Source organism: Maribacter huludaoensis (assembly GCF_029350945.1).
Lineage (GTDB): Bacteria > Bacteroidota > Bacteroidia > Flavobacteriales > Flavobacteriaceae > Maribacter > Maribacter huludaoensis.
In genome coordinates this window covers 734,119-746,864 of sequence record NZ_JARKMS010000002.1, presented here as the reverse complement: position 1 = coordinate 746,864, position 12,746 = coordinate 734,119, and the positions used below count along the sequence as shown (strand labels likewise).

Annotated in this window: 7 protein-coding genes; 5 read left to right on the top strand and 2 right to left on the bottom strand. The window is 35.5% G+C overall.

Annotated features, from left to right (window positions below):
* Positions 1-9: 9 nt before the first annotated feature.
* Positions 10-1,290 (bottom strand): sugar isomerase, encoded by a 1,281-nt coding sequence (locus PXC01_RS08360; RefSeq protein ID WP_276471828.1) that lies wholly within the window; start codon positions 1,288-1,290, stop codon positions 10-12.
* Positions 1,291-1,365: 75 nt separating this feature from the next.
* Positions 1,366-3,465 carry a bifunctional aldolase/short-chain dehydrogenase gene (locus tag PXC01_RS08355; RefSeq protein WP_276471827.1) on the bottom strand — a complete coding sequence of 700 codons (2,100 nt, stop codon included), beginning with the start codon at positions 3,463-3,465 and terminating at the stop codon, positions 1,366-1,368.
* Between the two features lie 184 nt (positions 3,466-3,649).
* On the opposite strand from PXC01_RS08355, the gene PXC01_RS08350 reads away from it, so the two are divergent.
* The 5 genes from PXC01_RS08350 (at position 3,650) to PXC01_RS08330 (ending at position 12,746) form a co-directional block, all read left to right on the top strand.
* The gene (locus PXC01_RS08350) at positions 3,650-4,696 is read left to right on the top strand and encodes a GntR family transcriptional regulator (RefSeq protein ID WP_276471826.1); all 1,047 of its coding nucleotides are present in this window, start codon (positions 3,650-3,652) and stop codon (positions 4,694-4,696) included.
* 306 nt (positions 4,697-5,002) lie between these two features.
* Positions 5,003-8,110 (top strand): SusC/RagA family TonB-linked outer membrane protein, encoded by a 3,108-nt coding sequence (locus tag PXC01_RS08345; RefSeq protein WP_276471825.1) that lies wholly within the window; start codon positions 5,003-5,005, stop codon positions 8,108-8,110.
* Between the two features lie 10 nt (positions 8,111-8,120).
* The gene (locus tag PXC01_RS08340; protein WP_276471824.1) at positions 8,121-9,698 is read left to right on the top strand and encodes a RagB/SusD family nutrient uptake outer membrane protein; all 1,578 of its coding nucleotides are present in this window, start codon (positions 8,121-8,123) and stop codon (positions 9,696-9,698) included.
* A gap of 29 nt (positions 9,699-9,727) precedes the next feature.
* On the top strand, positions 9,728-10,441 hold the full coding sequence (locus tag PXC01_RS08335; protein WP_276471823.1) for a hypothetical protein: 714 nt from the start codon (positions 9,728-9,730) through the stop codon (positions 10,439-10,441).
* Positions 10,442-11,357: 916 nt separating this feature from the next.
* A complete protein-coding gene (locus tag PXC01_RS08330) occupies positions 11,358-12,746 on the top strand; it encodes a 3-keto-disaccharide hydrolase (RefSeq protein ID WP_276471822.1) in 1,389 nt (462 codons plus the stop codon).

The window sequence follows — 12,746 nt, the reverse complement described above, 5'->3', positions numbered from 1 at the left end:
ACTCTTCATTTATAATCCCGATGCTACCGAGTTCACTCCTCTTTCTTTTATTAAACCTTCTCTTACTTTTAATGCTCTATAAGTTTCTATAGGGTTGATTGCTCCTCCTCTACCAACTCTTGCTTTTTCTATTAAAGGTCTCACATCTGTACGATAAGCATTCTGAAGAATTTCTTGACATTTTACAACATCATTATTCTTTTGTGCTGCAGCAAGTTCGTTTTGATCAATTAACAATGCCTTGGCATAAGCTTCTTGAATTGCCTCTAAAGATTGTATCAAATCTTCTAAAGGATCTTTGATATTATGACTAGCATCTATCATCCAAGCCGGATATGGATTTTGAGGATTGTTTTCCATTCCGTAAACCAAAGAGTTAAAGATCAAGAACAAAGAATAAGGTTTAATACTACCAACTGTAACATCATCATCTCCATATTTACTATCATTAAAGTGAAAACCACCTAATTTACCTTTCATCATCAATGTTGATACGATCTGCTCGATATTCGTATTGGGTAAATGATGTCCCAAATCCACCAAGCTATATGCTTTTTCGCCACAAGCATTCGCCAGCATAAATGACGTTCCCCAATCTTGAATTACAGTACTGTAAAAATTTGGTTCATAGGGTTTGTATTCTATAAACATTTTCCAGTCTTCCGGCAGTGCTTTATATATTTCCTTAACACTATCCTCTGTATTTTGAAGTACATGCTGAAAATTGCTTTGACCAGGAAAATTAGATCCATCTGCCAACCAAATTGTTAAACTTTTAGAGCCTAATTTATTACCTATATTAATAACATCTATATTATGTGCAATTGCTTGATCGCGAGAAGCTTTGTTAATATTGGACAATGACCCAAACTTATAGCTCTCTTTAGCATTTTTTTGATCTTGAAAAGTATTACTATTAACAGCATCAAAAACAATATTATGAGAGGCAGCTACTTCTTTGATAGCTTTATAATCACTTGGTACATCCCAAGGAATATGTAAAGAGATCGCCCCGGCCGTTTGGGTTAATTTATGAATGATACCCACATCATCTATTTTTTGCTCCAACGTACTAGGTTCTCCCTGAAAGCCAAAGCGTCCAAATCTGGTTCCACCAGCTCCTAATGCCCAACTAGGAATGGCTACCTGAAAATCTCCAAGCATTTTAAGGATGCCATCAACATCTTTTCCTTGTTTTGACAATATGTTGCCCAAAAAATTATATTTCTCATCATGTAAGGACAGATGTTTTTTATTTATTTCGTCTAATTGATTTTCGTCTACTCTCATAAATATTAATTTCCCATTAAAAATAAGCTTCTATAGATTTTCATCTATAAAAGCTTTTAAAAAAACTACAAACAACTACCTTACAAATGCATTGGCCATACCGCCATCGACATTAATAATATTACCTGTTGATTTGTCTAAAATTCCTACACAGGCAAAAACACCGTTAGCAATGTCTTCTGGATAAATGATCTCGTTCAATAAATTTCTTTTAGCGTAATGTGCAGGCAACTCATCTACAGTTATTCCATACGCTTTGGCACGACCTTCGGCCCAGTCACCTTCCCAAATCTTACTACCAACTATTACCCCATCAGGATTTACAACGTTAACCCTAATTTTATCTTTGCCTAGTTCCGCTGCCAATAAACGGCTCATATGTTGTTGCGCTGCTTTAGAGGTACCATACCCAACATTGTTAGGTCCAGAAACTAATCCGTTTTTACTGGCTATACTAATAAAATTACCTCCTAAGCCCTGATCTCTCATTACGGCAACACCTTGCTTAGCCAGGTCAAACTGACCTTTAACTAGCACGTTCTGTAACAAATTCCAATCTTTGTCGGTAGTTTCCTCCAAGGGTTTGGAAATGGCCAAACCAGCACTGTGAACTATGATATCTACACCGCCGAATTCTAAACATGCTTTTTTAAAGGCATTGGCTATAGACTCCGTATTGGTAACATCACAAACAGCATAGCTGGCTACATCTCTTTTGTAGGTTGCCACACCTTCAACCAACCGATCTTCAACAATATCGGTAAGCACTACATTGGCACCCTCTTCAGCAAGTTTATCCGCTATAGCTTTACCAATACCGCCACCGGCGCCGGTAACCAGAGCTACTTTTCTAGACAATGGTTTTTCTTTTGGCATACGCTGTAATTTAGCTTCTTCCAACAACCAATATTCAATATCAAATGCCTCTTGTCTTGGCAAAGATGTATACTCGGTTATGGCCTCGGCACCACGCATTACGTTTATGGCATTGATATAAAACTCGCTTGCCACCCTTGTAGTCTGCTTATTCTTTGCAAAACTGAACATACCTACCCCAGGATAAATAATAATTACCGGGTTAGGATCCCTCATTCCAGGGCTATTATCCCTTTTACAATTTTCGTAATATTCAGCGTATTCTTTTCTATAATTTTCAAATGCAGGAGTAAGTTTTTCCAATACCTTTTCACTATTGGAAAAATCCTCATCTGTACTTAAGGTAAGAACCAATGGTTGAATCTTGGTTCTTAAAAAATGATCCGGACAAGAAGTCCCCATAGGTGCCAATCTTTCCAAATCATTACTATTAATATACTCCAATACTACATCCGTATCGGTAAAATGACCGATCATTTGATTTTCTGAAGAACAAAGTCCTCTAAGTAACGGCATAAGTTTAGCTGCTTTTTCCTTGCGCTCTTCTTCAGGAAGACTTTCTACTTTTTGCCCACCAAATACACTACCGTTCTCTTTAATTTTTTTCTCAATGTATTCAGAGGCCATTTCAATAACCTCTAAACTATTAAGGTAACACTCGTATGATGTATCTCCCCAAGTAAAAAGACCATGGCTACCTAATACAATACCTCTAATACCAGGGTTGTCATTTAAACACTTTTCAAGTTGCAGACCTAAATCGAAACCTGGTCTTTGCCATGGCACCCACCCCATGGTATCTCCCCAAATTTCTTTGGTAACCTTCTCGCTGTCTTTTGCCGCGGCTACCGCTATTAATGCATCAGGATGTAAATGATCTATATGTTTAAAAGGAAGTAAACCGTGTAAAGGGGTGTCAATTGAAGGAGCTTTGCTGTCCAAATCATAAATACAATGATTAAACAGCCCTACCATACGGTCTTCATCTTCTAGACCACCATAAACATTCTTCAAATTTCTAAGTCGCTCTGTATACAGGCCCGCTATACCAGCTTTTGTAAGAGTCCCAATATCACCACCAGAACCTTTGATCCACATTACTTCAACCTCTTCATTTGTAAGAGGATCTTTTTCAATAGTTTTACAGCTAGTATTACCACCACCGAAGTTTGTTATACGAAGGTCTGCTCCTAAAATATTTGACCTGTAAAGAAACAACTCTACCTGGTTGTCCCCTAGCTCTGACGCTTTTGATTCGTCCCAAAGATAATCTACGTGTTTATATGTTTTGACCTGCATTAATCTGTTTTTTTAAATTATGGTTGTCAACGAAAATAGAGCATGAATAAAAACAACGCATCCTGTACTATACTGTTAGTTAAATTCGATAAAAAAAATAAAAAGCCAAAAAGATTACATAAGTTTGAATTTGATTAATTCTGTATATACCCTAATTTAGGTCATAAAACTAAAACCGCACAACTTGAAAAAACTTGAATATATTTATGTAGACACTGAATCCCGTATTCCTAAATACAAACAAGTTATGGACTCTATAATCAATAGCATCCATAAAGGTGTATTGAGTATGGGAGAAAAAATCCCTTCAATTAACGAGGTAAGCGAAGAATACCTACTCTCTAGAGATACGGTAGAAAAAGCCTACGGTCTATTAAAAGAACAAAATATAATTATATCGGTAAAAGGTAAAGGGTATTACATATCAAAAACAGATCTAACCATAAAAGCAAAAGTGCTTTTTCTTATTAATAAGTTAAGTACTTACAAAATGAGAATTTTCAATTCATTTGTAAATAGTCTAGATGCGAATACCCATGTAGATTTAGATATTTACCACTGTGAACCTTTAGTATTTAGCAACATAATTGAAAATAAAAAAAACTTATACGATTACTATGTTATAATGCCTCATTTTAAAAATGAAAATCTTCAGCATATGGGTTGTACCGATGATATTTTAAAAGCAATTCATTCCATACCAAATGGAAAGCTGATCATTATGGACCGGAATTTAAAGAGTTTATCAAAAGAGGCAGGCAGAGTATATCAAGACTTTACGGAAGATATTTATAATGCCCTTACCGCCGGATTAGAAAAATTATCAAAATATAAAAAAGTCATATTGGTATACCCTAGCAAAGGTGTTTATCCATACCCTAAAGGTATTGTAACAGGTTTTAAGAGATTTTGTATTCAACATGATATGGACTACGAAATACTTGATGAAATTTATGACAGCATGGAATTACAATTGGGGGATTTATATATTATAATAGAAGAATCGGATTTAGTCAATTTGGTAAAACAAAGTAGAGATAGACATTATAAACTAGGTGAGGATATTGGCATAATATCTTACAATGACACACCTTTAAAAGAATTATTGGGTATAACCGTAATTAGTACAGACTTTAAAAAAATGGGTGAAGAAGCGGCTAAAATGATCGTTGAAAACAAAAGAGTAGAAATAAAAAACGATTTTAATTTTATTGACAGACACTCTGTTTAAACAAATTTTTATCCCTAAATAACATATCCTTATTTTAATGCTTTCTTCTCTAATATTTTTTTTGCAGCAAGACTATAAAAACAATTATTAAAAATTTGACTTTCAGATAATTAACGATTTAACCCTATTTTTTTTGACGCCTCTTACCACCATCCCTACAGTACAGTACAGGATGCCTTCACAACTTCTTGTTAATATAATTGTTGAGAATCTAATAATTTTTAGGTCGTTTTATTGGTTAATAATTAATAAAAATCCTTAAAAATTAGATTAAGTCAATTTAATATTAACAAAACTCAACTCAAAATGAAAAAAAAGTGTAACAAACGCTCGCGTATTGCTACCTTCTCTGTATTGGCTACCATGATCATGTTCATGATAACCAGTACATCAGCTTTTGCACAGGTAAGTACCGTAAAAGGTACAGTTACCGACGTTAACGGAGAACCTTTGCCCGGCGTTAACGTAGTACAAAAAGGGACAAATAACGGTATGTCCAGTGATTTTGATGGTAATTATACTATTAATTTAGTACCAGGTTCTAGAGTATTGACCTTTTCCTATATTGGTTTTAATACCAAGGATGTAACGGTTAATTCCTCTAGCATAAATGTGACATTAGAAGAAGATACCGAAGCCCTGGATGAAGTTGTCGTAATAGGTTATTCATCCGTTTCTAGGGAGAAGGTATTAGGCTCATTAAGTTCTGTAAAATCAGAAAAAATTGCCGAGGTAACTCCTTCAAATGCTTTTGAAGGTGTACAAGGTAGATTGGCCGGGGTACAAATTGCAAGTAACGGAGGTCCAGGTGCTGGTTTTGATATTAGAGTAAGAGGTACATCAACGTTTAGTGCCGGTGGTACGGGACCTTTATATGTAGTAGACGGTCAACAACTGGACAATATAGACAATATAGACCCAAATGATATAGCTTCCCTTGAGGTTTTAAAAGATGGTGCCACCACTGCAATTTACGGTACACGTGGTGCAAACGGTGTTGTTTTGATTACCACAAAATCTGGTAAGAGAGGTGATGTTACCATAGATGTAAACGTAGTAAGTGGAATAAACACATTAAACGGAGCTATACCGGTTGCCAATACCAGACAACGCTTGTTTTACGAAGATGTAAGACGTACTGCGGCACAACGTGAAAATCCCACAGGACTGCAACGAGATTCATTAAGTCTTAGAAACCGTAATTCATTTGATCTTCAAGAATTGATTACCAAGGCTGGTATAAGAAATCAGGTAAACGTAGCAGTAAGTGGAGGTGGCGAAAAACTAAAAGCTTACTGGAACAACGGTTTTTTAAATGAAGAAGGTATTGTTATCAACAGTAGTTTTAAAAGAATCAATAGCCGATTTAAATTAGATTTCACCCCATCTACAAAACTAACGTTAAGTACAAGCTTTAACGCATCATTTGAAGAATTTAGTGGATTAAATGAAAATCAGGTTTTTCAGCAACTTGTTGAACGTATTGCCTATTATCCTGTATTTGAACCGGACGGTAGTTTTACCCCAGAATTTGGTGGTAGACAAAATCCGGTTGCCGAAGCGCAACTTAGACAATTAAAGTTAAGAACGTGGAGGGCACAAAGCTTTAATTCTGTTCAATATAAATTTACTCCGTCCTTCTCTATAAAATCTACATTAGGTATCAACTTTAGATTGAGACGTAATAATGATTTTCAACCTTTATTGGTTTTAAACCCTAGAAACACAAATCCTTTGGGTAGCCTTAGAGATAGAATCGACTATGATATACAACAAGAAAATTTTATAAACTATAATAAAGATTTTGGTAAACATAGTGTATCCTCTTTTGCCGGTATGCAAATACTTCGTAGAAGTGAGGAAAATTTTGGAATTTCAAATGCTCTTTTCGTTTCAGAAGACGTACAGACATTTAACAATGTTGATCCAAATGGTATAGGTATTAACGGAGGGCAAACTTTTAACACAAAAAGTAACCTTTACTCACTCTTTGGAGGTTTCAACTACGACTTTGATAACCGCTATCTTATAAGTGCAACGTTAAGACGAGATGGTTCATCAAGATTTGGAGACAACAATGAATTTGGTTATTTCCCCTCAGGTTCAATTGGGTGGAGAGTAAGCAATGAACCGTTCTTCAAGAACAGTAATAGTAAAATCAACAACCTTTTGTTAAGAGCCAGTTATGGTGAAACCGGAAATGATCGAATTGGGGATTATGAATTTACATCTGCTTTTACACCTGGTGCAGTTTACGATGGTATTAGCGGAGTATCACCTACCAGATTAGGAAATCCAGAATTAAGTTGGGAAAGTACGGTTGCCACTAACCTAGGTTTTGATTTAGGAATGTTCAAGAATAGATTTACTATAAATTTTGATGTTTGGAGAAAAGATACCAAAGATTTATTGGCCAATGTACCTCTACCGGAGGAGTCTGGTTTCTCTGGCATAAGACAGAATGTTGGAGCAGTAAGAAATCAAGGTATTGACCTAAATATTGGTGGAAGCATCATACAATCCAAAAATTTTAGTTGGAATAGTAATTTCAACATTAGTTTTCAAGAAAATGAGGTTACTCAACTCTTCGGTGGTACATCATTTCAATCAGGTGACTACTTAATTGAAGAAGGTCAACCAATTGGTAATATTTACGGTTTTAAAAACTTAGGGGTTTTTCAATATGATGAATCTAACGCATTTACAAATGATGGCGTTCAGCTGACACCTAATTTTGACAATTCTGGAGAGTTTGTGAATTATACCCTTAACGGATCAGAGTTTACCGGAGATGTGAACCAAATAAGAAATGACGGTCGTGTTGCCCAAGGTGGTGATATCTTCTGGGATGATGTTGATGGTGATTTCGTCATAACAAACGAAGACAGACAGACCATAGGAAATGGTTTACCAAAATCATTTGGTGGATTCTCAAACGATTTTAAATATAAAGATATAAGCCTTAGCTTTTTGTTTGACTTTACTTTAGGAAACGATACGTGGAGACGTTGGGACGAAGCTAGAAATGATTTAAACTCAGGAGGTGAGACACCGGGTCCAGACCGTATAGAGGGTGCTTGGCAAAATCCTGGAGACATTACGGTTTATCCAAGATTAACCAGGGTCCCACAAAACAGGGACAGACCTAATAGTTTCTATGTAACTGACGGTAGCTTTATAAAACTACGTTTTGTTAGACTGGGTTATGACTTGCCTAAAAAAGCTTTAGAGCAGTTTGGTTTTGTTAAAAAGTGTTCTTTTTATATATCTGGTAACAACTTGCTTACTTGGACCAATTATCCAGGCTTTAATCCAGAATTAGGAACAAGAGGTAATCCGTTACAACCAGGGGTGGACAACCTAAGGTTTCCAAATGACCGTGAAGTAATCCTAGGTCTTAATCTTAAATTTTAAATAAACTAAAATGGAACTACGAAAATTAAATAAATATATAATAGGTAGTGTTGCCATTCTGTTGGGAGCCCTATCTATATCATCATGTGAAAATTTAGTTGATGAATCACCGATCAGTGAAATTTCGCCAGATAATTTTTTCAGAAATAATAATGATGCCTTAGCTACTGTAATAGGAATGTACGACGGTATGCAACCTGCATTTCGGTTAAAACACTATTATTGGGGAGAATTTAGAGGTGATAGTTACATAAATGGAAATGATGGTGCCAACGCAAATAATATTGAGCTTACTACCAACGACGTTACTTCTGGTAATGCAGGTGTTTTAAGATGGAACGATTATTACGATTTGATCAACAGAGCTAATCTGGTAATTGCCAACGTACCTAATATTAGTGGTTTTGACGCGGAATTATTGGCAGAAGCACAAGCCATGAGAGCTTATGCATATTTCCAAGCGGTTAGAGTATGGGGAGACGTACCATTGTTCACTGAACCCGTTATTGGTGCTAGTCCAGATTTACAAAGACCTAGAACAGAAGCCAATACGATAATTAATGAAGTTATCATACCTGACATGCTTGCCGCAGAGGAAAATATGGATATAGTAAGTAGACCATATAGATTTTCATTAACTAGTATTTGGGCACTACAAGCCGAGGTCTATGGTTTTTTAGGTGATGATATAAAAACCAAAGAAGCTCTTCTTAAGATTGTGGAGAGCAATGAATTCAGTTTGGTTACCAGTGCTAGAGATTGGCAGAATTTGTTTTTAAACGATAACATAGACCCATTTGCACCTAATCCATCTAGCTCCGGTCCATTAAAGATACAACAAGGTCCTGAATTGATTATGTCAATCGGTTTCAGCTTAAACGAAGAGCCAGGTAGTGGCAACCGAAACAGAGCAGGTATTTTTAATTTGTTCTTTGCAGGTATACCTTCTTTTACGTTATCACCGGCACTGGAACAAAAATGGCGCGAAAAATTTCCTATAGATTCTCTTGAATGGGTAACTAAATATCCTGACACTGACCCAGTGCTTACCACTACTAACGAAGAAGGTGAAGAAGAGTTTGTTTATGGAGATTACAGATATTACCTATCACGAGAAGGTATTACCAATCTTGAACTAAAGGGAGTAGGTAATGCTAGAATGGCCAAATACAATAAGGCAAATTTTAATCAAACATTAGATGATAGTGATATGGTTCTTTACCGTTATTCTAACATTGTATTATATCTAGCAGAGGTAGAGAATAGACTTGGTAATGAATTAAGAGCCCTGGAAATCATAAATGAATTTAGAACTGCAAGACAACTACCATTAGTTGAAGCGGCTGAATTTGGGGCTACAGAACAAGAACGTGAGCTATTTATATTAGACGAGCGTCAGCTAGAACTTTTGGGCGAAGGCCAACGCTGGTGGGATTTGAGAAGAACAGGAAGAGCTCTTGAAATTTTAAACCCAATTTTAGATACACTTACAGGTGGCCGTACATTAACGGACGAGAGACTGCTTTTTCCAATATTTGATGAGCATTTAGTTGAAAACCCATTATTGGAACAAACACCAGGGTATTAAAAAATAAATCTTAAAAAATACACACCAAAATGAAAAGAATAAAAGCACTAAAATTTTGTGGAACGTTTCTACTGATGTTTGCATTAATAGGATGCGACATTGATTTACAAGAGCGTTTCGTCTTTGAACCGGAAGTTGATCTTACAGACCCATATGGTGAAATGACAGCTTGGCAATTCCTTAATACTCCACAAGTACTAAAACTGAACGAAGATGGCACCCTGAACGGTGACGGCCTGAACTATTTTAAAGCTGCTATAGAGGCCGCTGATATGGTAGCCGAATACAACACAGCAAACAATGGCAGAACATTTCTAATGCTGAACAATAATGCTTTTGAAGGTAATGGTGATATCATCGCCTTAGTGACAGGATCAGCAGATATAGAAGAAGGTGAAACACCTACGGAAGTTATGGCAAGGGCAGATGTTGATGTATTACGCTTAATACTTCAATACCATATCATTACCACGTATATAACCCAGAACGACCCATTATTGGTTCGTGACGTTAACTACGAGTTTCAAACATTAATACCAGGTGAAGATGGTAAAATTGTTCTTAGAAGAGATAGCCAACTAAGAATTGATGTTAATAGGTCACCTGCACCTTTGCCTAGCACGGCAACTGGAGGAGGCAATAATGAAAGGCTTAGAAATTATAATTATGTTTTTAATAACGGCATAGGTCATAGCTTAAGCGATCCGGTGAGAAATAAACCATATCCAAAGCCAAATAATTAAAGTTAAGTTCGTGTTGAGTTAGTTTAAAAAACCCTTTACGTAATTGAGCACTACGAGAAGGGTTTTTATTTTTAGTGGTGGGGTTAAGTGCCAATGATAATTTGACTATTTAACAAAAAACGACACTAACATTTTTCTATCTTTAATTTAAAGACGAAGTAATTTAAAATACTACCTTAAGATAAGTAGATAACAAATAGACAACAGTAAAAATAAAATTTCGCAGATTCTCCAGGATTTAAGCATTTTCAACAATAGGTTTGAATCCTGTCGAGGTCACTAAAAAAAGCTCCATTTTTATGGAGCTTTTTTTTATTGGTTTAAATAATGACAACCATTTACACAAATACTTTCATAGTTAGTTTAGTTAATTAAGAAATCTAAACCCAACCTGTTTTAATCTACCTTTCACTAAAAATAATGGAATAAAAGTAACATGTATTGCTATTGGCTCTATTATTTGCATTATAGTGTAAATTGTAATAGCTATAAATTAATCTGTAAAGAGCGATCACCATTAAACATTACTTATTTTGAAAATATAACAGAAACCTTCCTAAGAACACTTAATACCTAGTAGTTACAAAATGGAATAATTATTTCCTATAAACTTATAACTAAAAAATAACCGATATATTGGTATTTCTATTGCCCACATTATAGTAGTATCATCCTTCATTAACTACTAACTCTTAGAGAAAAATTGCGACAATCTACCTACGAGCATTATCGATTGTCAATTGCTTGACATTTAACATTTATTATCCACAACAATCCTCAGTATTTCATAATATTTGAATAATTAATGAATAAAATTATTAATTACACAATAAATGCAACATAAATTAATATTTTTATATAATGTAATCCATTACATTATATATATTTCGCATTAAATCGCACAATTATACCAAAAATGAAAAATCACCTATTAAAGACCAAATTATTACTTGCGACAACAGCTACATTTCTAATTAGTTGCGCCGAAACTCCTAAAGACGATGCTCCTTGGGTGAATCTTTTTGATGGAGAAACTTTAAAAGGATGGCATAAATTAGGAGGAGATGCAACCTATGCCATTAAAGAAGGTGCCATAGTAGGAACCACAACACACAACACACCTAATACATTTTTAACTACCGATGAAATGTATAGCGATTTCATATTAGAATTAGACTATAAGGTAGATTCTACCATGAATTCGGGAATTCAAATTAGAAGTAATAGTATACCAACATATAGAGATGGCAGGGTACATGGATATCAAGTTGAAATAGACCCTTCTGAAAGAGCCTGGAGCGGCGGTATTTATGATGAGTCAAGGCGTGGTTGGCTAAACCCTATGACCGATAATCCCGCTGCACAAAAAGCCTTTAAGCAAAACGATTGGAACCATTATAGAATTGAAGCTATAGGTGATACGATTAAAACTTGGGTAAATGACGTACCAGCCGCATATCTTATAGATGATAAAACCGCAAAAGGCTTTATATGCCTACAAGTGCATAGCATACACAAAGATCAAAAAGCAGGAACAGATATTATTTGGAAAAATGTAAGAATCATAACCGATAGTGTTTCTAAATACTCAAGAAATTCTCCTTTAACACCAATTATTATCAAAAATCAACTGACCATAGATGAAAAGAAAGACGGCTGGAAACTTCTCTGGGACGGAAAAACTACTGATGGTTGGAGAGGTGCCAAGTTAGAAGAATTCCCTGAGAAAGGATGGAAAATTGAAGATGGCGTTCTAAGCGTACTTTCTTCTGGAGGGGAAGAGTCTGCCGCAGGTGGTGATATTGTAACCAAAGAACTTTATGGAGATTTTGAATTGAAAGTTGATTTTAAATTAACCCCAGGAGCCAACAGTGGTATTAAATACTATGTTGACACTAAGATCAATAAAGGTGAAGGCTCTTCAATTGGGCTGGAATATCAAATATTGGATGACAACCTTCACCCCGATGCAAAAAAAGGAAACCATGAAGGCAGCAGAACTGTTAGCTCTCTTTACGATTTAATTCAAGCAGATGTAAACAAACCCATTAAACCTATAGGTGAATGGAATACAGCTTATATCATATCTAAAAACAACCATGTAGAACATTGGCTAAACGGGACCAAAGTTCTTGAATATGAAAGAAAAAGTGATGCATATAGAACATTGGTTTCTGAAAGTAAATATGCCAAGTGGCCCAATTTCGGGGAATTGGATCAAGGTCAAATACTACTACAGGACCATGGAGATTTGGTATCGTTCAAAAATGTAAAAATCCGAGCTATAAATAATACAAAAGAATAA